The organism is Nocardioides sp. CFH 31398 (genome assembly GCF_022436705.1).
In the GTDB taxonomy this organism is placed as follows: domain Bacteria; phylum Actinomycetota; class Actinomycetes; order Propionibacteriales; family Nocardioidaceae; genus Nocardioides.
Genome location: NZ_JAKUHT010000005.1, coordinates 173879 through 196856 on the forward strand (window position 1 = coordinate 173879; position 22978 = coordinate 196856).

Genomic DNA, 22978 nt, shown 5'->3' on the forward strand with positions numbered 1-22978 from the left:
TGAGATAGTTGGACGTCCAAGTATCTGAGAAGAGGCCTCGATGACCGACGAGCAGAGCCTGCACAAGCCCGAGAACCCCGTCCGCCTGGTGACGGCCTCGGCGCTGTTCGACGGGCACGACGCCTCGATCAACATCATGCGGCGGATCTTTCAGACCCGCGGCTGCGAGGTCGTGCACCTCGGGCACAACCGGTCGGTCAAGGACGTCGTCGACGCGGCGCTCGAGGAGGACGTGCAGGGCGTCGCCGTGTCGTCGTACCAGGGCGGGCACGTCGAGTACTTCACCTACCTCGCCGAGTCCCTGCAGGAGAAGGGCCTGGGCCACGTCCAGATCGTCGGCGGGGGCGGCGGCGTGATCGTCGCCGACGAGATCGCCCGGCTGCGCGAGGCCGGCGTGACGATCTTCAGCCCCGAGGACGGCCAGCGCCTCGGCCTCGTCGGGATGATCGACCAGGTCGTCCGCGCCTGCGACGTCGACCTCCTCGGGGTCGGCGCCCCGGACGCCGACGCGCTCGTCTCCGGCGACCGCACCGCACTGGCCCGCGCCATCACCGCCGCGGAGCTCGGCCGACTGGACGACGAGGTCCTGCGCCGCGCCACCGAGGCCGCGGAGCGCCGCACGGTGCCGACGCTGGGCCTGACCGGTACCGGCGGCTCGGGCAAGTCCTCGCTGACCGACGAGCTCGTCCGCCGGGTCCGCGTCGACCAGCAGGACAAGCTGCGTGTCGCCGTCCTCGCCGTCGACCCCACCCGCCGCAAGGGCGGCGGGGCGCTGCTGGGCGACCGCATCCGCATGAACTCCCTGGACGGCGACCGCGTCTACTTCCGCTCGCTGGCCACCCGCGGCGCCCACGAGCTGCCCGACTGCCTGCCCGACGTGATCACCCTGCTGAAGGCCGCCGGCTACGACCTCGTCGTCGTCGAGACCCCCGGCATCGGCCAGGGCGACGCGGCGATCGTGCCGTTCGTCGACGTCTCGATGTACGTCATGACGCCCGAGTTCGGCGCCGCCAGCCAGCTCGAGAAGATCGACATGCTGGACTTCGCCGACGTCGTCGTCATCAACAAGTTCGAGCGTCGCGGCGCCGAGGACGCGCTGCGCGACGTCGGCCGGCAGCTCGTCCGCAACCGCGAGGCCTTCGGGAAGAAGCCGGAGGACATGCCCGTCTTCGGCACCTCCGCCGCCAGCTTCGACGACGACGGGGTCACCTCGCTCTACCAGCACCTGCTCCCGATGCTCGTCGAGCACGGCCTGCACGCCGAGGACGGCGTCCTCCCGCGGGTCGACGTCAAGCACTCCTCCGGCATCCGCCAGGTGCTGCCCAACGACCGGGCGACGTACCTGGCCGAGGTCGCGGACGCCGTCCGCGGCCACCACGCCGAGACCGAGCGCCTCGCGGAGATGGCGCAGCGCGCCCAGCGGCTGGCCCTGGTCGCCGACGAGCTCGAGGACGGCACGGAGGCCCGCACCGAGGTCGCCCGCCGCGCCGAGGAGGCCGAGCGCGACCTGCCCCGCGACCTCGCCGAGCAGATCGAGGGCTGGCCCGCCGTCGTCGAGGCCTACTCCGGTGAGGAGCAGGTCGTCACGATCCGCGACAAGGAGATCCGCTACGCCCTGACCCGGGAGTCGCTGAGCGGCACGAAGGTGCGCCGCGTCAGCCTCCCGAGGTACGACGACCACGGCGAGCTGGTCCGCTTCTGGCGGCGCGAGAACCTCCCCGGCGCCTTCCCCTTCACCGCCGGCGTCTTCCCCTTCAAGCGGGACGGCGAGGACCCGGCGCGCATGTTCGCCGGCGAGGGCGACCCGTTCCGCACGAATCGGCGCTTCAAGCTCCTCTCCGAGGGCAACGAGGCCACGCGCCTGTCGACGGCGTTCGACTCGGTGACGCTCTACGGCCGCGACCCCGACCCCCGCCCCGACGTCTACGGCAAGGTCGGCACGTCCGGCGTCTCGGTGGCGACGCTCGACGACATGAAGGTGCTGTACGACGGCTTCGACCTGCTGGCGCCGTCCACCTCGGTGTCGATGACCATCAACGGCCCCGCGCCGTGCGTGCTCGCGTTCTTCCTCAACACGGTCCTCGACCAGGCCGCCGAGCGCGGCGTCGACGCGGCCACCGCGCTGGCGACGGTGCGCGGCACGGTGCAGGCCGACATCCTCAAGGAGGACCAGGGCCAGAACACCTGCTTGTTCTCCACCGAGTTCAGCCTGCGGATGATGGCCGACATCCAGGAGTGGTTCATCGAGCACAGGGTCCGCAACTTCTACTCGGTCTCGATCTCCGGCTACCACATCGCCGAGGCCGGGGCGAACCCCATCAGCCAGCTCGCGTTCACCCTCGCCAACGGCTTCACCTACGTCGAGGCCTACCTCGCCCGCGGCATGGCGATCGACGACTTCGCGCCCAACCTGTCCTTCTTCTTCTCCAACGGGATGGACCCCGAGTACTCCGTCATCGGCCGCGTCGCCCGCCGCATCTGGGCGGTCGCGATGCGCGACGTGTACGGCGCCGGCGAGCGGTCGCAGAAGCTGAAGTACCACGTGCAGACCTCGGGCCGGTCCCTGCACGCGCAGGAGATGGACTTCAACGACATCCGCACCACGCTGCAGGCGCTCATCGCGATCTACGACAACGCCAACAGCCTCCACACCAACGCGTACGACGAGGCCGTCACCACGCCGTCCACCGAGTCCGTGCGCCGGGCCCTGGCGATCCAGATGATCATCAACAAGGAGTGGGGCCTCGCGATGAACGAGAACCCGCTCCAGGGCTCCTTCGTGATCGACGAGCTCACCGACCTCGTCGAGGAGGCGGTGCTGCGGGAGTTCGAGGCCATCAACGAGCGCGGCGGCGTGCTCGGCGCGATGGAGACCGGCTACCAGCGCGGCCGCATCCAGGACGAGTCGATGCTCTACGAGCACCGCAAGCACGACGGCTCGCTGCCCATCATCGGCGTCAACACGTTCCTCAAGCCCGACGGCCCGGACGACGCGACCCCCCAGCACGTCGAGCTCGCCCGCGCGACCGAGTCGGAGAAGGAGGGCCAGCTGCAGCGGGTCACCGACTTCCGGCGCGACCACGCCGAGGAGGCGAACCTCGCCCTCGACCGCCTGAAGGCCGCCGCCCGCGACGGCGACAACGTCTTCGCCGCCCTCATGGACGCCGCCCGCGTCTGCACCCTGCAGCAGACCACCGACGCGTTCTTCGAGGTGGGCGGCCAGTACCGGAGGAACGTCTGACCCCGCGACCGACGAGGGAGGTCGCGACCGCGGGTCGAGACCGGGTGAGACGGACGGTCGCCCCGACCGCGGCGGTTCGGTCGGACGCACTCCCCCTCGGTACCGTCGGCCCGTGGCCGCCTCACGACTCCTCCTCATCCGGCACGGCCAGACCTTCAGCAACGTGTCGGGCTCGCTCGACACCGCGATCCCGGGCGCGGACCTGACCCCGCTCGGCGTCCGCCAGGCGGAGGCGCTGCCCGCGGCCCTCGCCGACGCGCGGATCGACCGGCTGCACGTCTCCCGGCTCGTGCGCACGCAGCAGACCGCTGCGCCGCTCGCGACGGCGCGGGGCCTCGAGGCCGCGGTGACGCCGGACCTCGAGGAGATCTCGGCGGGTGACCTCGAGATGCGGTCCGACGAGGAGGCCGTCACGGAGTGGCACCACACGCTGGTCGCCTGGTTCAAGGGCGACCTCGAGGCCAAGGTCACCGGCAGCGAGACCGGCCACGAGTTCCTCGCCCGCTACGACGCCGCGATCGGCTCCGTCATGGACGCCGCCCCGGACGGCTCCCACGTCGCGGTCGTGAGCCACGGCGCCGCCATCCGTCTGTGGACCCACCTGCGGGTCGACGAGGCCGACGACGCGGTCATGCCTCCGCTCGAGGAGCGGATCGAGAACACCGGCCGCTTCGTCCTCGACCTCCCGGCCGGCGCCGCCGCCGGTGAGCGTCGCTGGCGGCTCGTGGAGCACCACCTCGCCCCCGCCGGCGGCGAGGCGGTCTCCGACCACGACACCACCCCGGACCCCACCGGCGACATCGACTGATGCGCGACGACCTCGGTGCCGAGGTCCCCGACGGTCCTGTCCGCCGGGTCGTCTCGCTCGTCCCGTCCTTGACCGAGGCGCTCGCCGACACCGGTCTCCTCGTCGGCGCCACCGACTGGTGCACCCGCCCCGACGACCTCGAGCAACGCGGCGTACGACGGGTCCGGGGCACCAAGAACCCCGACCTCGCCGCGATCCGTGACCTCTCCCCCGACCTGGTCGTCGCCAACAAGGAGGAGAACCGCGAGCTCGACGTGCGTCGCCTGCGCGAGAGCGGCGTCGCCGTGTGGGTGACCGACATCGAGACCGTGCCCCAGGCCGTGGACGCGATGGCGCGGCTGCTCACCGAGCCGCTCGGCCTCGACGTGCCGGACTGGCTCGTCCGGGCCCGCGAGCTCTGGTGCGGCGAGGTTCCGCCCGCACGTCGCCGCGTCGCCCTGCCCATCTGGCGCGACCCCTGGATGGTCGTCGGCTCCCGCACCTTCACCGGCGACCTGCTCGCCCGTGCCGGCCTGGAGAACGTCTTCGGCGACCACGCCGAGCGCTACCCCGCGGTCGACCTCGAGCAGATCGACGCGGCCGGCGCGGACGTCGTCCTGCTGCCGGACGAGCCGTACGTCTTCACCGCGTCCGACGGTCCCGAGGCCTTCACCCGCACCCCCACCGAGCTGGTCTCGGGGCGGCTGCTGACCTGGTACGGGCCGTCGCTCGTGGAGGCCGCCGAGGTCTTCGGACTGCGCGGGGGCTAGCGACCTCCGCTACGCCGGCGGCGGCGCGGAGGACAGGAGAGATGCGCTCGGGGACCCCGCTGAGTGCCCGGTCGGACGAATCTCTCCTGTCCTCCGTGCACCCAGCGTCAGGGAGCCGGGCTCAGCCGCTTCGTCGCGTCGTCGCGGGAGAGCAGGTACGCCGCGAGCGCCCCGCCGACCGCGCCGAACAGGTGTCCCTGCCAGGAGATGCCGGGCTGGCCGGGCAGCACGCCCCACAACGCACCGCCGTAGACGAGCAGGACGACGACGCCGAGCGCGATCTGCCCCGGCCGGCGGGAGAAGAAGCCGCGCACGATGAGGTAGACGAGCCAACCGAACACGAGGCTGGAGGCCCCGAGGTGCAGGGTCCCGAGGCCGCCGAGCAACCAGGTGCCGAGGCCGGCGACGATCCAGACGATCGCGGTGACGGCGAGCCAGCGACCGACGCCGGACAGCAGGATGAGGAACCCGAGCACCAGCAGGGGGACCGAGTTGGCGACCAGGTGACCGAAGCCGCCGTGCAGCAGCGGGGCGAAGACGATCCCGGTGAGGCCCTCGCCGGTGTCGAGCGGGCGGATGCCGTAGCCGTCGAGGCGCTGGCGGAACAGCACCTGGTCGAGGATCTCCAGCACCCACAGCAGCCCGACGAACCCGCCCGACCAGACCAGCGCGGTCAGCCACGTGCTCCGCTCGGGGGTGCGCATCGGGGTGCGGTTCGCCATGTCAGCAAGGATGCCAGGGCGGCCCCCACCCGGGAGCCCGCATGCGTCTCAGGCGAAGCGTGGCTTCTCCTTCGCGAGGAAGGCCCGCACGCCCTCGGCGAAGTCGGGCCCTCCGTAGACCTCGGCGAGGCGGAGGTCGTCGTCGGCGGGCGGGCGCTCGACGCCGTCGGCGCGGGCCAGCAGCTGCGCCTTCGTCGCGCGCAGGGTGACCCCGGATGCCCGCAGGACGCCGCCCACGAGGTCGTCGACCGCGGCCGACAGGTTCTCGGCGGGGACGACGTCCATCACGGCGCCGACGGCGTGCGCACGGTCGGCGCCGACCAGGCGGGAGGCGAGGAGCATCTCGCGGGTCAGCGACTCCCCGAAGACCGCCACGCAGCGGTAGAGGACGGCGGCGGGCAGGACGTTGCCGAGCGTCCGCGCGATCGGGTAGCCGAATCGGGAGCCCTCCGTCGCGAGGCGCAGGTCGCAGTGGGTGGCGATCGCGAGGCCACCTCCGACGCAGACGCCCTCCACCGCCGCGACGGTGACCTGCGACAGCTCCGCGAGCCCGCGCAGCAGGGCGCGGATGCCGGCCTCGTGGGCGACGGGGTCGGCGTCGTCCGCGGCGAAGTCGGCGATCTCGTTGCCGGCGGCGAAGGCGCGTCCGCCGGCCCCGCGCAGCACCAGCACCGCCACCGAGTCGTCGTCGCGCAGGCCGGAGACGAGGTCGGCCAGCTCGGCGTACATCGCCTTCGTCAGCGCGTTGTGGCGTGCCGGCCGGTTGAGCAGCACCCGGACGACGGCGCCGTCGCGGACGACCTCGAGGTCGCTCACCGCCGCACCTCCCAGCGGCCCAGCAGGGTGCCGTCGTGCTCGAGCAGCAGCGTGGGCGAGAGAGCGAGGTCGACGTCGGTGCCCGCGGTGATCCGTCCGGCGTCGCCGCCGAGCAGGCGTGGCACGGTCGTCAGGCACAGCTCGTCCACGACGCCCGCGGCGAGCAGGGTGGCGAGGACGCTCGGGCCGCCCTCGACGGTCACCGACATCAGGCCCCGCTCGGAGAGCTCGGCGCGCAGCGCGGCGGGGTCGTCCATCGAGCGCAGCAGGACCGTCCCGTCCGGGGCGTCGGCCAGGGACGGCGGGACCTCGGCGCCGCGCGTCAGGCAGACGATGGGGACGTCGGCCGGGCCGTACTCCTCGGCGCGGACCGTGCCGGCGCCGACCACGATCGCATCGGCGTGGGCCCGCAGGGCGGCGAAGACCCGGCCGTCGGGGGCGTTGTTGATCGACCCGGACAGCCCGTCGGGACCGCTCGCGGCGCCGTCCGTGGTGGCGACCATCGAGGCGCGCCACCAGTCGGGCCGGGGCGGGGCGTAGAGCCGGGCGAGCGCGTCGTCGTCCACGTCCTCGCGGTCGAGAGAGGCGTCGTCGGGTCCGATCAGGATCCTCACGGGGCCCCAGCCTGCCCTACGGCGACACGGTCCACCGGGTCACCCAGTAGGCGACGCCGTAGGGGTCGTCGGCGTACGTCGTCCGCGCCTCGCCGACCGTCCGGCCCCCCAGCAGTCCCCCCAGGGCCGCGAGGGTGGGCGCGCCCGCGGCGAGGAGCTCGGCGCCGAGGCCCAGGTCGAGCGCGGCCAGGGCCGCGAAGTCGCCGTCGGCCAGGGCGCGGCCGATGGCCTCGTCGTACGGCGCGGCACGCTCGTCGAGGTGTCCCGGGGCCTTCTCGCTGCGGCGGGCCGTGCCGTCGGCGACGACCAGCAGCGCGTCGAGCTCACCGGCGGCGGGGGTGTCCGGCAGGGCGAGCGCCTGCACCGGTCCGGTGTGCGTGGTGGACAGCAGGTGGCGCCCGACCCGTAGCGCGAGGTCGTCGGCACCGAGCACGACGACGGGCGCCTGGGCGGCGGCGAGCCACCGGCAGGCGTCGAGCGCGGCGGCGCGGACCTCGGCGACGGGGTCGGTGAGGCCGGCGTGCTCGGGCAGCAGGGCGGGCGCCGACGGGACGACGACGACCCGGATCGGTGAGGCGGGGCGGGTCACGCGAGCCCCCGGATCGCCCGCGCCGGCGGGCGTCGGCCCTGGATCGACGCCACCATGTCGAGGGTCTGGCGGGTCGGGACGACCTCGTGGACGCGGTAGATCCGCGCGCCGGCCATCGCGCAGACCGCGGTGGCGGCCAGCGTGCCCGTCAGGCGCTCCTCGAGAGCGACGCCCAGGGTCTCCCCGACGAAGTCCTTGTTCGACAGCGACACCAGCACCGGGTAGCCGGTCGCCACCATCTCGGGCAGCCGGCGGGTCACCTCGAGCGAGTGGACGGTGTTCTTGCCGAAGTCGTGGGCCGGGTCGATGACCACCGACTCGGGGGCGACACCGGCGGCGATCGCGCGGTCGGCGTACGACAACGTCGCCTCGAGCACGTCGGCCATCACGTCGTCGTAGGCGATCCGGTGCGGGCGCGTGCGGGGCGTGACGCCGCCGGTGTGGGTGCAGACGACCGCGGCGTCGTACTTGGCGGCGACGTCGACGAGTGCGGGGTCCGCGCCGCCCCAGGCGTCGTTGAGGACGTCGGCGCCGGCCTCGCACACCGCCTCCCCGACGCTGGCGCGCCAGGTGTCGACGCTGATGACGAGGTGGGGGTACGCCGTCCGCACCCGCTCCACGAACGAGACGACGCGGCGCCGCTCCTCGTCCTCGTCGACGACCCCACCCGGGGCGGCCTTCACGCCGCCGATGTCGACGATCTCCGCGCCCTCGTCGGCGACCTGGGCGACCCGGTCGAAGGCGCTGTCCTCGGCCCAGGTGGCGCCGCGGTCGTAGAAGGAGTCCGGGGTCCGGTTGACGATGGCCATCACCAGCGACGCGTCGTCGAAGCGGTGGCGGCCGAGCCGTAGCGTCACGAGGCGCGCTCCTCGGCGGCCACGCCTGCGGCGGGCGGGCGCTCGTCGAGCAGGACGTCGCGGTCCCGGGCCTGCGGCTCCCCGTCGGCGTCGCGACCGAACTGGCGCAACGTCACCCCCGTCGGCAGCGACGGGTGCGGCCCCCGCGGGCAGCGGGCGTGCACCGCCGCCATCACCTGGGTCGCCATCGCGCCGAGGTCGGCCAACGGCTGGTGGGCGTGGGCGCGCACACCCAGGTCGACCTGCGCGATCGCGTCGACCCCCGCGACCCGCGCCGTGTCGAGCAGGACGGCGACCTCGACGCCGTACCCGGTGGGCAGCGGCAGCGAGGCGAGGTGGTCGGCCCGCACCGCCCACTCCCCCGCCAGCGGCTGGACGACGCCCGCCAGCTCCGGGGCGAGCAGCGCCAGCAGCGGCCGGGCGACCAGCTCGGTCACCCGTCCGCCCTCCGCAGGCCCCCCGGCGGCGGACGGGTCGGTGAGGGGACGGTCGTAGAAGCCCTTGACGAGCTGGACGGCGTCGTCGGTGAGCAGCGGGCCGAGCAGCCCGGGCACCAGGCCGGGCTCCCACGCCGTCAGGTCGGCGTCCACCATGACGAGGAGGTCGCCGGTGGTGACCAGCTGCGACTTCCAGATCGCCTCGCCCTTGCCCGGGCGGCCGCCGAGGTCGGGCCGGATCGCCCGTGCCGCGTGGACGACGGCGCCCGCGGCGCGCGCCGCGGCGGCGGTGTCGTCGACCGAGTCGGAGTCGACGACGACCACCTCGTCGACCAGCGGCACCCGCTCGACCCACTGCTCACGCAGCAGCCGGACGACGTCCCCGACGGTGGCCGCCTCGTCCTTGGCGGGGACGACGACGCTCACGCGCCGGCCGGCCTTCGCGGCCACGAGGGCCTCCGGCGAATAGTCCGTCCACCGGTGGGTACGCCTCGCGAACCACGTGGTCATGGCCCAGAGTTTAGGTGGCGGCCGTCACGGGCTCGTCGTCGTGCCGTGGGACAGGCTGCCCCGCATGCTCGTCGTGGGCGGCCCCGCCCTCGGTGGGCCGCTTCACGAACGGCACCGCGAGCACGAGCACCAGCGCGATCGACCCGGCCACCATGAAGGCGGTGGACACGCCGTCCGCGATGCCCTCGGCGGACTCGACGCCGCCCGGGCTGCGGGTGGCGACGACGGTCATGACGGTGACGAACAGTGCCGTCCCGGCCGCGCCGGCGACCTGCTGCAGCGTGCTCAGCACGGCGCTGCCGTGCGAGTAGAGCCTCGCGGGCACCGAGCCGAGCGCGACGGTCATCAGCGGCGTCATCAGGGTGGCCAGGCCGGCGCTGAGCATGAGGAACACGCCGGCGAGCGTGGCGAAGCCGGTGTCGACGGTCACGGTGCTCATCAGCCAGAGAGCACCGGCGACGAGGACCGAGCCGGGCAGCAGCAGGACACGCGGGCCGCGGGCGTCGTAGATGCGGCCGACGACCGGGCCCAGGGCGCCCATGAGCAGCCCGCCGGGCAGGGTCAGCAGGCCGGTCGTCAGCGGGTCCATCGCGAGCGCCTGCTGCGCGAAGTACGGCACCAGGATGAAGGTGCCGAGCATGGTCAGCATCGCGATGAGCGAGGCGCCCAGGGCGATCGCGAAGCCCGGGGCGGTGAAGACGCGCAGGTCCAGCAGGGCGCGGTCCTCGCGCTGCAGCCGCAGCTGGCGCCACACGAACAGGCCGAGCGCCACGGCGCCGACCACGAACGGCAGCCAGACCGGCACGGCGTGCCCGCCCTCGGCGGACTCGCCGATGCTGGACAGCCCGTAGACCAGCGCGCCGAACCCGAGGACGGCGAGCGGCACGGACGCGAAGTCGATCCGTGTCGGCTTCGACTCGGCCACCGGGACGACGTACCGGGCGCCGAGGGCGGTCACGAGCAGCGCGATCGGGAGCATGACGCCGAAGATCCAGCGCCAGCCGAGGGTGTCGAGCACCAGGCCGGACAGCGTCGGGCCGAGCGCCGGCGCCACGGCGATGACGACGGTGATGTTGCCCATCATCTGGCCGCGGCGGGCGACCGGGACGACCTCCATCACGGTGGTCATGAGCAGCGGGACCATGATCGCGGTGCCGCTGGCCTGCACGATCCGGGCGAGGAGCAGGACCCCGAAGACGGGGGCGACGGCGGCGAGCAGGGTGCCGGCGGCGAAGAGCCCCATGGCGACGAGGAACAGCGTCCTCGTCGGGATCCGCTGGATCAGGAAGCCGGTCAGCGGGATGACGGAGCCCATGGTCAGCAGGAAGGCGGTGGTCAGCCACTGACCGGTGGCGGCCCCGACGCCGAAGGAGCTCTGGAGCACCGGCAGGGCGACGCTCATGGTCGTCTCGTTGAGGATGACCACGAAGGTCCCGACCAGCAGGCTGCCGAGCAGCAGCACCTGCTCACGGGTCAGCCGCGGCGCCGCGTCGAGCGGCGTACGGGTCTCGTCGGTGCTGGGCGCAGGCATCGGCGCGGTCCTTCCGGGGGTCGTCCAGGCGTGTGGCCGGCTCGGGGTCGCGGCCGGTCGAGAGGTGGTGACCGACGCAGGGGGCCCAACTCATCGCCCCCGCGACGCTATTCCGTGTCAGGACCACAGTTCGCCCGTTGCCAGTTCCGGGGCGTCTGCGGACTGGGAGCGATCCAGTCTTGGCGTTCTTTACCCTGCGGGCTGCGGAGCCGCGAGAATGGCGTCATGACCGCCCCTTCCCCGGTGGCTCCCCCGGCTCCCGGTGAGCGGACCGCGGAGTCGACACGCATCCGTCCCGGTCGGGCGCGGCTCGTCGGCCTGGCCGTGATCCTGGCCGGGTGCGGGGGCACCGCCGCGGTGCTGCTCTCCCCCCTCCCGGCCGACCTGCGCAGCAGCGTGTCCGGGCTCGCCCTTCTCGCCGCGGGCCTCACCGTCGGTGTCAGCTGCACCTTCACCGCGCGGCGCTCTCAGGGCCTGCGCAAGCGTGGATGGCAGCTGATCGCCCTCGCGGCGCTGGTGGCCATCACCGGCAACCTGCTGGCGCAGTCGGGCATGGCCGCGGACGAACGGTCGGGGGTGCAGGTCGTCGGCGACCTGTTGCTCGCGCTGGCCGTGGCACTGGTGACGACGGGGGCGATCTGCCTGCCGCAGGCGCGCTGGCGCGGTCGGGACCTCGCCACCGTGCTGCTCGACGGCGTGCTGGCCGTCGCCGCCGTCCTGGTGATCGCGAGCTCGCTGGTCTTCTCCGACATCCTCTCCGCCAGCCCGGAGTCAGGCGTGGCACGGGCCACCACCCTGCTCATCCCGGTGCTCGACGTCCTGCTGGGCACCGTGGCGACCGTCCTGTTCCTGGGCGCCCGCTCGGTGGACCGCGCCGTCATGGCGCTGATCGCGGCGGGCTCGGTGTCGTACGTGCTGAGCGACCTGCACTACGCGGTGGTGTTCGCCCGTGGCGGCTACGCGTTCGGCAGCGGCGCCGACCTCGGCTGGATCCTCGGCTACGGGCTCCTGGCGACCGCCGCGATCCTGGCGCCGGACGCCTCCGACGACCGGCAGGTCCCCCTGATGTCGGCCAGCCACGAGGTCCGCGACACCGCGGTCGTGTACGTCGCCCTGCTGTCCGCCGGCGTCGTCCAGGTCCTGGTGCCAGTGCCCGCCGAGGTCCGCAACGGCCAGGCGCTGCTCTGGCTCGTGCTGATCATCGCGGCCTCCTCCCGCCAGATCCTGCTCGGGTGGGAGAACGCGGCCCTCCGCCGCGGGCTCCAGCGGCAGGTCGCCAACCAGACCACCGACCTGCGTCGCATGGTCCGACAGACCAACGTGCTGCTGGACAGCGTCGGCGACGGCATCTACGGCGTGGACCAGGACGGCCGCGTCACCTTCATGAACCCCTCCGGGCTCCGCCTGCTCGGGCTCGACGACCTGGAGCACTCGTCGGGCGAGCACGCCCACGACGCCTTCCACGCCCCGCGGCCGGACGGGACGCCGTACCCACGCTCAGGCTGCTACGTCACCGAGGCGATCGAGCAGGGCGTCCTCACGGTCGCCGAGGACGACGAGTACCTCCGCGCCGACGGGTCCCACCTCGCGGTGGAGATCACGGCCAGCCCGATGGTCGACGAGACCACCGGCGAGGTCGGGGGCGCGGTGGTCGTCTTCCGTGACGCCACCGCGCGGCGCGAGATGGAGAAGATCAAGGAGGAGTTCCTCTCCGTGGTCAGCCACGAGCTGCGCACCCCGCTGACCTCCATTCGCGGCAGCCTGGGCCTGCTCAGCGGCGGCGCGCTCGGTCTGCTTCCCGAGCGGGCGGCGACGGTCGCGAAGCTCGCCGAGGACAGCTCCCAGCGCCTCGCCCGGTTGATCAACGACATGCTCGACATGGAGCGCCTGACCAGCGGGACGGTGGTCCTGCAGTCCGAGGACCAGGCCTGCTCCGACCTGCTGACGGTCGTCGAGGCCGAGCTGTCCGGTCTGTCGCGCGTGCACGACGTCGAGCTCGTCGTCGACCGTGCCGATGGCGTGGCCTTCGTGGACCGCGACCGTTTCGTGCAGGTCATGACCAACCTCGTCGGAAACGCCATGAAGTTCTCTGCGCGGGGTCAGCAGGTGCACGTCTCGACGTCCGAGTCCGGGGGCGAGATCCTCGTCATGGTCCGGGACGAGGGCCGCGGGATCCCCGCCGACCAGCTGGAGCGGATCTTCGACCGCTTCCACCAGGTCGACTCCTCTGACAGCCGCCTCCAGGGCGGCACCGGCCTGGGCCTCGCGATCAGCCGCGGCCTCATCGAGCAGATGGACGGGCGCGTCTGGGCGGAGAGCACGGTCGGTGTGGGGACGACGTTCTGGTTCACTCTGCCCGTGGGTGCGACCGCGCGTCGCGTCGCGGAGGTCGACCTCGAGGCCTGAGGATCGACTGTGCACACGCCAGTGACATGACGACCCGGCATGGGGGCCGGTTAAGGAGCGCCGTTCGTGAGCCCAGACCGCCCTTCCGGTGCCCACACGCGCGCGGCCACGGGGATCGCCACCGGCCGAATCTCGGTCCGCGCCGCACGCGGCTCCGGCCGCACCCCACTCTCCGCCTTCGACGACGCCCTGCACCAGGCCGGGGTGTCGAACGTGAACCTGCTCGTGCTGTCCTCGGTCGTCCCGCCGGGCGTGGCCGTCGAGGTGGACGACGCCCCGCCGCCCCTCGACGCCGGCCACGGCGACCGCCTCTACTGCGTGCTGTCCGTCGCCCATGCCGAGCTCCGTGGTCAGACGGCCTGGGCCGGCCTGGGCTGGGTCAACGACCCCGACCGCGGCGGCCTGTTCGTCGAGCACCACGGCGGGGCGGAGGAGTCGGTGCGCGAGCTGATCGACCTGACCCTCGCCGACATGGCGGAGCGGCGCGGGACGACGTACTCGGAGACCGAGGCCTGCGTGATCGACGCCCACTGCGACGACCGGCCGGTGTGCGCTCTCGTCGTGGCAACGTACGACGTGGCACGGTGGGATTCGTGACCCACGCCGCCGCGGACCACGTCGGCGCCTCCGACGTGCCCGCGTGGCGTGTCGAGCGGCACGACGTCCTCCCTCAGGATCTGCTGGGACCTCTGCGCGCGCTCTACATCAGATCCTTCGACCCGCTGCGCTCCCTCGCCGCCGCTCGCCACGTGCTGACCGAGGCGGAGTTCGCCGAGGAGATGGCCGACGAGGCGGTCAGCAAGTACGTCGCCCTGGGGGACGACGGTGAGCCCGTGGGTCTGACGACGTTCACCCTGGACCTGTCCACCGTCACCTGGGTCAGCGCCGACTTCTACGCCCGGCGCTGGCCCGAGCAGGCCGCGACGGGTCGTCTCTACTACCTGGGCTACACCCTCGCCGACCCGGCCTACCACCGCCGTGGCGTGTTCGACGCGATGCTCACGGTGGTCACGGACCGCGCCATTGCCGACGACGCGATCATCGCCTGGGACATGTGCTCGTTCAACGTCGACACCGCCCGCCTCGCGGACGGCATCGCGGCTCTCCTCAGCGGTCGCAGCACCCCACCCGAGGTGGTCGACACCCAGCGCTACTACGCAGCCGACTTCAGCAGGAGCACCCGGTGAACGACGACAACTCAGGACGACGTCTGGCGCTCGTCGTGGACGACGACGACGACATCCGCTTCCTCACCACGATCGCGCTGGAGACGACCGCCGGCTGGGAGGTCGTGAACGCCTCCGACGGCACGGAGGCCGTGGCGGTCGCGGCGCAGCGGCGGCCGGACGTCGTCCTGCTCGACCTGATGATGCCGGGGATGGACGGCCTCGCGACCACCGACGCCCTGCGCGCGCAGCCCGAGACCGCCGACGTCCCGATCATCCTGCTGACCGCGAAGGCGGCGGCGGGCGGCACCGTGCCGTGGGAGGGCGCCCCCATCTCCGGGGCCCTGACCAAGCCGTTCGACCCGATGAGCCTGGCGGCACAGGTCAGCGAGATCCTCGGCTGGTGAGCGCCCGGTGAGGGCGGCTCACTCGTAGCCCAGGACCTCCTGGCGCCGCTCGCCCCACGCGAGCGCGGACCCGATGGCGTCGTCCAGCGTCAGCTCCGTCGACCAGTCGAGCAGGCGACGGGAGGCGTCGACGTTGGCGAACGCGCCGACGGCGTCGCCCGGCCGCGGCGGGGCCTCGCGCACGGGCACCTCGGAACCGAAGACCCGCTCGAAGGAGGCGACGAGCTCGCGGACGGTCACGCCGTCCCCGGTGCCGACGTTGATGACGACGCTGGTGGCGTCCTCGGTCGCGAGGACGTCGTCGAACCGCTCGACCGCGCGGACGTGGGCCTTGGCGAGGTCCCAGACGTGGACGTAGTCGCGGATGCCGGTGCCGTCGCGGGTGGGGTGCTCGGTGCCGGTGATGGTGAACGCGTCCTTCTGCCCGCGGGCGGCCATGACCAGCTGGCCGAGCACGTGCGACGGCTCCTTGGCGTAGATCCCGGACTCGAGGTCGGGGTCGGAGCCGATCGGGTTGAAGTAGCGCAGGATGACCGCGCGCAGGTCGGTGGCGGCCGCCATGTCCTGGAGCGCCATCTCCATCATCAGCTTGGTCCGCGCGTACGGCGAGCCCGGCGCGAGACCGTCGTCCTCGGTGACCTCGAACTCGTCCTTGAGCGCGTACAGCGACGCCGACGAGCTGAACAGCACCCGCGTCATCCCCAGCGCCGTGAGCTCGTCGAACATCTCGAGGCTCTTCGCGACGTTGTCGCGGTAGTACTCGTACGGCATCTGCACCGACTCGGGCACGACGATCCGCGCCGCCATGTGGATCGTGGCGTGGATGTCGGGGTGCTCGTCGTGGATCCGGCGCAACAGGTCGCGGTCGGCGATGTCGCCCTCGTAGAAGATCCGGTCCTTCACGAACACCCGCGGCCCGGTCAGGAGCGAGTCCAGGACGACGGGCGTGTGCCCGGCCTCCTCGAGCGCCTTGCAGGTGGTCGATCCGATGTAGCCGGCGCCGCCGGTGACGAGAACCTTCATGCGGGTCACCCTAGGAGAGCCCCCGCCGCCCGGCCCAGCTGATTGCGGGCGCGGCGTGGCCGGGGGTCGAATCCCCACGGTAGGTCCCTGTCTTGCCGCTTCCCACGACGAATTCGCCGTGTGAAGTGACAGGACGTCGTTCTACCGTGGGGATTTGCCCACCCGGCGCCGCGAGGCGCCCGGCCGGCGCCGTCAGTCGCCCGGCCACTCCCCCGTCCAGCGCTGGAAGGCGCGGGCGCCGCCGCGGTTGATGGCGGCGCGGACGACGAAGAAGATCGCGCCCTGGACGGCGGCCGCCGCCAGGACCTCCTTCAGGTCGTACTCGGACTCGAGCGGCTTGGGCGGGTCGCCCTCCTGGCCGGCGCGCAGCCGACCCCAGACGAGCTGGAAGATCTTGCCGGCGACCATGCCGCCGACGACGCTGCTGAGGATCCCCCACGGGCGGTAGAGGATCTTGGCGGACCTGCTGGTGGTCTCCTCGACGGGCACGTCAGGACTCCTTCATCCGGGTTCGGGCCGTTCTTCGGCACTGTCGTCGGTCGAGCCGTGGCTCTCCCGCAGGGCGCGGGCACGCTCGACGTCCTTCTCCTCCTTCGCGTCGGCCTTGTCCGACGCGCGGGTGTCGCGGGGCGGCAGCTGCACCGACCGCTCGGCGGCGATGCCGGCCTGCAGCTCGCGGCCGCGCTCGAGCTCGGCGTCGAGCTCGGCTCCGAACAGCAGGGCCAGGTTGGTGATCCACAGCCACAGCAGGAAGACGATGACGCCGGCCAGCGCGCCGTACGTCGCGTTGTAGCTGGAGAAGTTCGCGACGTAGAACCCGAACAGCACCGAGGCGACGACCCAGGTGACGATCGCGAAGGCGGCGCCGACGCTGATCCAGCGGAACTTCGGCTGCTTCACGTTCGGCGTCGCCCAGTAGAGGATCGCCACGATCGCCATCACCACGACCAGCAGCACCGGCCACTTGACGATGCCCCACACGGTCACCGCGGTCGAGCCGAGCCCGACGGCGTCACCGACCGCCTGGGCGGCGGGGCCGGTGAGGACCAGCGCGAGCAGCACGAGGGCGGCGAGGACGACGCCGACCAGCGTCACCAGGATCATCGCGGGCCGCAGCTTCCAGACCGGACGGCCCTCGCGGACCTCGTACACCCGGTTCATGGCCCGGCCGAACGACCCGACGTACCCGGAGGCGGAGAACAGCGCCGTCGCCAGGCCCACGACGAGGGCGATGCCGCCGCCCTGGCTGGTGCTGAGCTCGATCAGCGTGGGCTCGAGCGTGTCCGCGACGGAGCCGGCGCCGACGTCGCGCAGGATCTGGGTGAGGGTGTCGACGGTCTGCCGACCCTGGCCGGCCAGGCTGACGAGGCTGAGCAGCGCGATGATCGCGGGGAACAGCGCGAGGACGGCGTAGTACGTCAGCGCCGCGGCCAGGTCGGTGCACTGGTCCTTCGAGAACTCCCGCACCACCCGGCGGACGACGTTCGTCCACGACGGCCGGGTGAGGTCCCCCGGCGAGTCGGGCTTGGTCTCGGCCTCGGGGTCAGGTGCTGTGCGCTCCTTCTCCGCCGTGGCCGAGCGTGAGGAGTGCCCACTCACCCTCGACGCCTCCTGATGCGGAGGACGACGAAACCGACGACGGCGGCAGCGACCACACCCAGAGCGGCGTACGTCTGGGGGGTCGGCCGGCCGGCGTCGTCGGTGGCCCTGTCGATCGCCCGGTCCTTGGCGTCCCGGGCGCGGGACTTCACGTCCATCTTCTGGCTGAGCTGGTCCACGGTCTCGCCGAGCCGGCGCCGCTGCTCGGCCAGCTCGGCCTCGAGCTGCTCGACGGACGGCTGGGCCTGGTCCTGCTGGTCCTGCTGACCCCGGTCCGTGGAGCCTCCGGTGTTGTCGCTGGTGCTCACGAGCGCGCCTCCTTGACGGTCTCGACGTCGCGCTTGACGTTCTCGACGGCGTGCTCCGGGGCGACCGGGGTCGCCTGCTGCACCTGGCCCTTGCCGACGAGCGCGGCGACACCCGCGACGACGAAGAGGACGACGGTGACGATGAGCGCCGACAACCACAGGTCGAGGACCAGGGCGAGCGCGATGATGATCGTGGCGATGGCGGCACCGACGCCGTACAAGGCGATGACGCCGGCGGCGCCGAACAGCCCGGCGCCGATCCCGGCGCGCTTGGCCTTCTGGGTCATCTCCGCCTGCGCGAGCCGCATCTCGCTGCGGATCAGCGCGGAGGTCTGCTCGGACAGCCGGCTCAGCAGCTCACCGGTGGTGGGCTCGGCCTCGGCGGACCGGGTGGTCGGGTCGGACAAGGATCGCTCCTCGGTGGGGGACGGGCAAGTACCGACCGTTACCCGTCCCACCTGCGGCGATGCAGGGACCACCTCGACCTGGCGACGTCGCAGGCGGCCGTGAGCACCGCGGGTCGAGCCTGTCGAGACCCCTCGCAGGGGCGCTCAGGCCCCGAGCGACCCCATGCCCGGGAAGCCACCGCGGGTGTCCATCTGCTCCAGGAACGCACCCAGCTGCTGCACGAGGGTGCGCGCCTGCGCGCCGTACTCGCCGTCGAGCGCGCCGTCGTGGACGTCGGCGAGCGCGGTCAGACGCTGGCCGGCGTCGCCGTTGCCGGCGGCCTCGACGACAGCCTGGCGCAGGGCGGCGGGGATCTCGATCGGCAGCGCCCCGAGGTGGGTGTCCATCAGCTGCTGCAGCTGCGCCTCGGTCGGGAGCTGCGCCTCGAGGGCGTCGACCTTCTCCCGGACGTCGGCGCCGTACTCACCGGCGGCGGCCTGGTCGTGGACCTCGGCCAGCGCGCGGAGGACGTCGCCGGGGTCGCCCGCCTGCGCGGCGTCCTCGAGGTCCGAGCGGAGTGCGGCCGGGACGGCGGCCATGAGCTCGCCCAGGTCGCCGAAGCTCCCGCCGAGGGGCAGGCCGGCGTGCGGGTCGTCGACGTCGGACCCCTGGCTGGCCGGCGCGGAGACCACGGTGCCGGAGGCGGTCGGAGCGTCGGCGGACGCCGCGGTGACGCCGACGAGCGACACGACTCCGATAGCGAGCGCCGCGACAGTGCCGGTCAGGACGAGCTTGGCGGACATGACGTGCTCCTCGGGTCGACGGACGGGCCGCTCCCCCTAGTGTGCACGCCGGTGGTGATCAGGCCGGGGAGATGAGCTCCGCTTGGTGACGGCCGTAGTCGTCCTCGAGCCGCTCGATGTCGTCCTCACCGGTGTACGCACCGTGCTGGACCTCGATGATGACCAACTCCTCATCGTGAGCGTTCGTGATGCGGTGCGCCTGGCCGCAGTCGACGTCCACGGACTCCCCCGGGCCAGCGACGATGGTCTCGCCGTCGACGACGCAGGTGGCGATCCCGAAGATCACCACCCAGTGCTCGGAGCGGTGGCGGTGGGTCTGGTACGACAACCGCTGGCCGGGATGCACGTGGATGCGCTTGACCTTATAACCGTTGGCGTCGTCAATCACGTGCCAGGAGCCCCAGGGGCGCTCCGCGGACTCAAGGGGCATGACCCCGAGCGTACTCGGGGCCGCCCAGCGTCTCAGCCGACCCGAGAGGACAGGTCCTTCGCGGCGCTCATCGCGGCGATGGCGTCGCGCACGTGGTCACGCGACCCCGTGGTCGGGAGGTCCTCGGTGGTCGCCTGGCTGATCGGCGGGACCGGCACGTGGGAGACAAGCGGGTGCTCCGGGCGGGAGTTGTCGCTCTCGTCCTCGCCGAACAGGTCCTCGTGCATCTTCTCGCCCGGGCGCAGACCGGTGTACTCGATCTCGACCGTGGTCTTGCCGGAGTGGGCGATCATCTGCCGCGCGACGTCCTGGATGCGGATGGGCTCGCCCATGTCCAGGACCAGCGCCTCGCCGGGCCGGCCGATGGCAGCGGCCTGGACGACGAGCTGGCAAGCCTCCTCCACCGTCATGAAGAAGCGGGTCACGTCGGGGTCGGTCACGGTGACGGGGCCGCCGGCGGCGATCTGCTTGGCGAACGCGGTGAGCACGGAGCCGCGGCTGCCGAGCACGTTGCCGAAGCGGACCGACAGGTAGGCCTTGCCGGTGATGCGGGCGCGCTCGGCGGTGAGGCGCTCGGACAGGCGCTTGGACCAGCCGAGGACGCTGCACGGGTCGGCGGCCTTGTCGGTGGAGATGTTCACGAAGCGCTCGACGCCCGCGGCCTCGGCAGCGTCGAGGACGTTGCGGGTGCCCCACACGTTCGTCTTGACGGCCTCGGCCGGGTACTGCTCGAGCATCGGCAGGTGCTTCAGCGCGGCGGCGTGGAAGACCACGTCGGGGCGACGCTCGAGCATCACACGGTGGAGCGCGAGGGTGTCTCGGATGTCGCAGAGGATGACGTCCTCGGAGTCGAGCAGCGCCTGCCCGGTCAGGCTGAGCTGCACGGCGTGCAGGGCCGACTCGTCGCGGTCGAGCATCATCAGCTCGGCCGGCTCGAAGCGGCTGATCTGGCGGCACAGCTCGGACCCGATGGAGCCACCCGCGCCGGTGACGAGGATCCGCTGGCCGGTCAGGTACTCGGCAATCGAGTCCATGTCGGTGTCCAGCTGGCTGCGCCCGAGGTAGTCGGTGAGGTTGATGTCGCGGATGTCGCGGATGTCGACCTTGTCGGTGAGCAGCTGGGCCGTCGAGGGCAGCACCTTGACGTCGACGACGCGGTCGGCGGACGCCGCAGCACGGCGGATGTCGGTGATCAACTCGGTGGACGCGCTTGGGATCGCCACGACCACCGCGTCGGCGTCGGCTCGCTCGATGGTGTCGGCCAGGTCGGCGAGAGGCCCGGTGACCGCCACTCCCCGGAGGCGGAGGTACCGCTTGCGGGGGTCGTCGTCCAGGAGAGCGACCGGGATCCAGGTGCTGTCGGGGTCACGCTGCATCGAGCGCAGGAGGTCGTTCGCGGCGTCGCCCGCGCCGACCACCACGACCCGGCTCAGCCCGTCGGGGCGGCGGTGACCCGGCACCTGCAGAGCAAGACGCCACGCTGCGCGGACGCCGACCATGAGCGCCAGCGCGGTCAGAGCGGCTAAGGCCGGCGCGCTGCGCGGCACCCAGATCGGGAGCAAGTTCACCAGGAAGACCCCGAACCCGAGACCAAGGGTTACTAGGCCCAGCGTCGCCACCTCTTCGAGGCTGGCGGTCCGCTGACGGCCCTCGTGCAGGCGGAGACCGCGGCACACAGCCAGGTGCAGCAGACCGGTGACAATGCCCACAACAGCCACTTGCGCCCAGGGAACCTCCGACGACTCTGCGAAGCGGAGCGCCGCGAAGAAAAGGAAGCCCGCGAGCCACGCGGCCACGTCGAATGCCCCCATCAGAGCGGTTCGGTGCTGCCGGACCCACCGGACCAGCGTCTTTTCCCGTGCTACGAGCAGGCTGCGCATCTGCCTCATCCCCATGTCGGCTGTCCCCATGTCGGGCGTCGCACCCGTGACGAGTCCGAGCACCCCTTCGAGCGGGGACCTTACGGGCCCTGTCTCAAGATCCCATCAATCCAGGCTCGACCGCGGCACCACGTCCGGGCGCCATGACGCCGACAGCATGGTGGGGGGCACGCACAGGTACGGTGTGCGCGCACACTGGCAGCGCGGAGATGGGGCGACGTGGAGCTCAGGGACTACTGGCAGACGATCCGCCGCCGGTGGAAGGCCATCGTCGCGACCCTTGTCCTGGCCCTGACCACTGCCGGAGTACTCACCTGGCAAGCCACGCCCCAGTTTGCTTCGTCCTCCCAGCTGTTCATCTCAACCAGTCCCTCGGACACGGCAGACGCCTACCAAGGAAGTCTTTTCGCATCCCAACGCCTGACCTCCTATGCAGACCTCGTGACCGGACGAGAGCTCGCCGAACGCGTCGCGGACTCCTTGGGCAACGGAGCAACAGCCGAGGGTCTGCTCGGGTCCGTCGAAGCTGAGCCTGTCCCGGAAACAGTCATCATCGAAATAACTGCCCGCGACCCTGACCCGATCGAGGCTCGCGATATTGCTCAGGCTTACGCCGAAGCCTTGACGGATCTGGTCGAGGATCTGGAGGCCATCGAAGGGCGCCCAGAAGGTGCGCTGCGCGCGTTCGTGGTCGAAGATGCCGAGGTGACCGACACCCCGGTCTCGCCCCGCCCACTGAGAAACCTGGGCATTGCGGTGATCGTGGGCCTCCTCCTGGGTCTAGCACTAGCAGTTGCCCGAGAGCTCTTGGACACCACAGTGACGTCGCAGGAGGGTGTGTCCGCCGTGACGGACGCGCCGATTCTGGGGAACATCCAGTCGGACAAGGATGCCGCTGACAGCGAGCCCGAGGCGGTGCTGGAGGACATCACGCCGTGGGCGGAGACCTTTCGCGTCCTTCGAACCAACATGCAGTACGTGCAAGTGGATAGCGAAACCAAGACGGTCGTCGTCTCCAGCTCGCTACCGGGTGAGGGCAAGTCCACTGTCGCAACGAATCTCGCGGTCACCTTAGCGCTGGCGGGTCAAAAGGTATGCCTGGTTGACGCGGACCTGCGTCGGCCCCAGGTCGCCGGGCGGCTCGGTCTAGACGATGCCGTCGGAACAACCCGGGTCCTGGTGGGGCAACTAAGCCTGGAGGACTCCCTTCAGGCGTACGGCGCGACCGGACTGCAGGTACTTACGAGCGGCCCCATTCCGCCGAACCCGTCCGAATTGCTGCAATCGCACTCGATGGCGGAATTGCTTGCGCAACTTCACAAACGCTTTGAGGTCGTGATTGTCGACGCGCCACCCCTGCTCCCGGTAACCGACGCCGCGCTTCTGGCGGCACAGGCCGACGGAGTAGTGATCGTCGTGAAGCACGGCAAGACAACACGCGACCAGCTCACTCATGCCATCGAACGCCTGGAAGCCGTCGAAGCCGCCACTCTGGGCGTTGTCATCAATCTAACACCGCAGAGGAGGTCGAGCAGGGGATACGGATACGGATACGGATACGGATACGGATACGGATACGCCCCGCAGGACGCCCCGGCCCCGTCGAAGCGGGAGCTCAAGAAGGAGCGCAAGAAGGTGAGCGCCGAGGCCGCGCGATCGCACCCCCCAGGAGCTCGCCGCAAGGCGTGAGCCCGG

23 protein-coding genes are annotated in these 22978 nt (G+C 72.0%); 8 read left to right on the forward strand and 15 right to left on the reverse strand.

The window, feature by feature from the left end:
- Positions 1-40: 40 nt before the first annotated feature.
- From icmF to MJ876_RS05465, 3 genes are all read left to right on the forward strand, one after another.
- Entirely contained in the window at positions 41-3241 is a 3201-nt protein-coding gene (gene icmF / locus MJ876_RS05455; RefSeq protein WP_240235105.1) for a fused isobutyryl-CoA mutase/GTPase IcmF, read from the forward strand.
- Between the two features lie 112 nt (positions 3242-3353).
- The gene (locus MJ876_RS05460) at positions 3354-4049 is read left to right on the forward strand and encodes a histidine phosphatase family protein (RefSeq protein WP_240235107.1); all 696 of its coding nucleotides are present in this window, start codon (positions 3354-3356) and stop codon (positions 4047-4049) included.
- The gene (locus MJ876_RS05465) at positions 4049-4798 is read left to right on the forward strand and encodes a helical backbone metal receptor (RefSeq protein ID WP_240235109.1); all 750 of its coding nucleotides are present in this window, start codon (positions 4049-4051) and stop codon (positions 4796-4798) included. Before MJ876_RS05460 ends, MJ876_RS05465 begins: the two co-directional genes overlap by 1 nt.
- 107 nt (positions 4799-4905) lie before the next feature.
- Here the strand turns inward: MJ876_RS05465 and MJ876_RS05470 are convergent, their stop codons facing one another.
- From MJ876_RS05470 to MJ876_RS05500, 7 genes are read right to left on the reverse strand one after another with little or no spacing between them, the layout of a single operon-like run.
- Positions 4906-5520, reverse strand: coding sequence for a rhomboid family intramembrane serine protease (locus MJ876_RS05470; protein WP_240235110.1), 615 nt, complete (start codon positions 5518-5520; stop codon positions 4906-4908).
- A 48-nt stretch (positions 5521-5568) separates the two neighbouring features.
- Complete coding sequence (locus MJ876_RS05475; RefSeq protein ID WP_240235114.1) at positions 5569-6336, reverse strand: enoyl-CoA hydratase-related protein; 768 nt, start codon at positions 6334-6336, stop codon at positions 5569-5571.
- The gene (locus MJ876_RS05480; protein ID WP_240235116.1) at positions 6333-6950 is read right to left on the reverse strand and encodes a dihydrofolate reductase family protein; all 618 of its coding nucleotides are present in this window, start codon (positions 6948-6950) and stop codon (positions 6333-6335) included. Before MJ876_RS05480 ends, MJ876_RS05475 begins: the two co-directional genes overlap by 4 nt.
- Positions 6951-6966: 16 nt before the next feature.
- On the reverse strand, positions 6967-7539 hold the full coding sequence (locus MJ876_RS05485) for a hypothetical protein (protein ID WP_240235118.1): 573 nt from the start codon (positions 7537-7539) through the stop codon (positions 6967-6969).
- Positions 7536-8396 carry a dihydropteroate synthase gene (gene folP / locus MJ876_RS05490; protein WP_240235119.1) on the reverse strand — a complete coding sequence of 287 codons (861 nt, stop codon included), beginning with the start codon at positions 8394-8396 and terminating at the stop codon, positions 7536-7538. The genes MJ876_RS05485 and folP overlap by 4 nt, the downstream gene beginning before the upstream one ends.
- Complete coding sequence (locus MJ876_RS05495; protein WP_240235121.1) at positions 8393-9343, reverse strand: glucosyl-3-phosphoglycerate synthase; 951 nt, start codon at positions 9341-9343, stop codon at positions 8393-8395. The genes folP and MJ876_RS05495 overlap by 4 nt, the downstream gene beginning before the upstream one ends.
- A gap of 10 nt (positions 9344-9353) precedes the next feature.
- The gene (locus MJ876_RS05500) at positions 9354-10874 is read right to left on the reverse strand and encodes a DHA2 family efflux MFS transporter permease subunit (protein ID WP_240235123.1); all 1521 of its coding nucleotides are present in this window, start codon (positions 10872-10874) and stop codon (positions 9354-9356) included.
- 225 nt (positions 10875-11099) lie between these two features.
- Here MJ876_RS05500 and MJ876_RS05505 point away from each other — a divergent pair, with 225 nt between their 5' ends.
- From MJ876_RS05505 to MJ876_RS05520, 4 genes are all read left to right on the forward strand, one after another.
- The gene (locus MJ876_RS05505) at positions 11100-13280 is read left to right on the forward strand and encodes an ATP-binding protein (protein WP_240235124.1); all 2181 of its coding nucleotides are present in this window, start codon (positions 11100-11102) and stop codon (positions 13278-13280) included.
- A 66-nt stretch (positions 13281-13346) separates the two neighbouring features.
- Entirely contained in the window at positions 13347-13877 is a 531-nt protein-coding gene (locus tag MJ876_RS05510; RefSeq protein ID WP_240235125.1) for a pyruvoyl-dependent arginine decarboxylase, read from the forward strand.
- Positions 13874-14467, forward strand: a complete 594-nt coding sequence (locus MJ876_RS05515; protein ID WP_240235127.1) for a hypothetical protein — start codon at positions 13874-13876, stop codon at positions 14465-14467. The genes MJ876_RS05510 and MJ876_RS05515 overlap by 4 nt, the downstream gene beginning before the upstream one ends.
- Positions 14464-14853, forward strand: coding sequence for a response regulator (locus MJ876_RS05520; protein WP_240235129.1), 390 nt, complete (start codon positions 14464-14466; stop codon positions 14851-14853). Before MJ876_RS05515 ends, MJ876_RS05520 begins: the two co-directional genes overlap by 4 nt.
- A gap of 18 nt (positions 14854-14871) precedes the next feature.
- Here the strand turns inward: MJ876_RS05520 and galE are convergent, their stop codons facing one another.
- The 8 genes from galE to MJ876_RS05560 all read right to left on the reverse strand — a co-directional run bounded on the left by galE (position 14872) and on the right by MJ876_RS05560 (position 21298).
- Positions 14872-15876, reverse strand: coding sequence for a UDP-glucose 4-epimerase GalE (gene galE, locus MJ876_RS05525; RefSeq protein WP_240235130.1), 1005 nt, complete (start codon positions 15874-15876; stop codon positions 14872-14874).
- Positions 15877-16068: 192 nt separating this feature from the next.
- Entirely contained in the window at positions 16069-16365 is a 297-nt protein-coding gene (locus MJ876_RS05530) for a DUF4235 domain-containing protein (RefSeq protein ID WP_240235132.1), read from the reverse strand.
- Positions 16366-16377: 12 nt separating this feature from the next.
- Complete coding sequence (locus MJ876_RS05535) at positions 16378-17475, reverse strand: YihY/virulence factor BrkB family protein (RefSeq protein WP_240235134.1); 1098 nt, start codon at positions 17473-17475, stop codon at positions 16378-16380.
- Positions 17472-17783, reverse strand: a complete 312-nt coding sequence (locus MJ876_RS05540; RefSeq protein ID WP_240235135.1) for a DUF3618 domain-containing protein — start codon at positions 17781-17783, stop codon at positions 17472-17474. Before MJ876_RS05540 ends, MJ876_RS05535 begins: the two co-directional genes overlap by 4 nt.
- A complete protein-coding gene (locus tag MJ876_RS05545) occupies positions 17780-18190 on the reverse strand; it encodes a phage holin family protein (RefSeq protein ID WP_240235136.1) in 411 nt (136 codons plus the stop codon). Before MJ876_RS05545 ends, MJ876_RS05540 begins: the two co-directional genes overlap by 4 nt.
- A 144-nt stretch (positions 18191-18334) precedes the next feature.
- Complete coding sequence (locus tag MJ876_RS05550; protein ID WP_240235137.1) at positions 18335-18973, reverse strand: hypothetical protein; 639 nt, start codon at positions 18971-18973, stop codon at positions 18335-18337.
- A gap of 58 nt (positions 18974-19031) precedes the next feature.
- Positions 19032-19403: a phosphomannose isomerase type II C-terminal cupin domain gene (locus tag MJ876_RS05555; protein ID WP_240235139.1), complete on the reverse strand. Its 372-nt coding sequence runs from the start codon at positions 19401-19403 to the stop codon at positions 19032-19034.
- A gap of 32 nt (positions 19404-19435) precedes the next feature.
- Positions 19436-21298: a nucleoside-diphosphate sugar epimerase/dehydratase gene (locus MJ876_RS05560; protein WP_308192565.1), complete on the reverse strand. Its 1863-nt coding sequence runs from the start codon at positions 21296-21298 to the stop codon at positions 19436-19438.
- A 204-nt stretch (positions 21299-21502) separates the two neighbouring features.
- Here MJ876_RS05560 and MJ876_RS05565 point away from each other — a divergent pair, with 204 nt between their 5' ends.
- The gene (locus MJ876_RS05565; RefSeq protein ID WP_240235143.1) at positions 21503-22972 is read left to right on the forward strand and encodes a polysaccharide biosynthesis tyrosine autokinase; all 1470 of its coding nucleotides are present in this window, start codon (positions 21503-21505) and stop codon (positions 22970-22972) included.
- Positions 22973-22978 lie beyond the last annotated feature (6 nt).

Coding starts and splice junctions, on each gene's coding strand:
- MJ876_RS05505 (WP_240235124.1), top strand. CDS start 11,100: ATGACCGCCCCTTCCCCGGTGGCTCCCCCGGCTCCCGGTGAGCGGACC.
- MJ876_RS05470 (WP_240235110.1), bottom strand. CDS start 5,520: ATGGCGAACCGCACCCCGATGCGCACCCCCGAGCGGAGCACGTGGCTG.
- MJ876_RS05465 (WP_240235109.1), top strand. CDS start 4,049: ATGCGCGACGACCTCGGTGCCGAGGTCCCCGACGGTCCTGTCCGCCGG.
- MJ876_RS05560 (WP_308192565.1), bottom strand. CDS start 21,298: ATGGGGATGAGGCAGATGCGCAGCCTGCTCGTAGCACGGGAAAAGACG.
- icmF (WP_240235105.1), top strand. CDS start 41: ATGACCGACGAGCAGAGCCTGCACAAGCCCGAGAACCCCGTCCGCCTG.
- MJ876_RS05550 (WP_240235137.1), bottom strand. CDS start 18,973: ATGTCCGCCAAGCTCGTCCTGACCGGCACTGTCGCGGCGCTCGCTATC.
- MJ876_RS05555 (WP_240235139.1), bottom strand. CDS start 19,403: ATGCCCCTTGAGTCCGCGGAGCGCCCCTGGGGCTCCTGGCACGTGATT.
- MJ876_RS05495 (WP_240235121.1), bottom strand. CDS start 9,343: ATGACCACGTGGTTCGCGAGGCGTACCCACCGGTGGACGGACTATTCG.
- MJ876_RS05500 (WP_240235123.1), bottom strand. CDS start 10,874: ATGCCTGCGCCCAGCACCGACGAGACCCGTACGCCGCTCGACGCGGCG.
- galE (WP_240235130.1), bottom strand. CDS start 15,876: ATGAAGGTTCTCGTCACCGGCGGCGCCGGCTACATCGGATCGACCACC.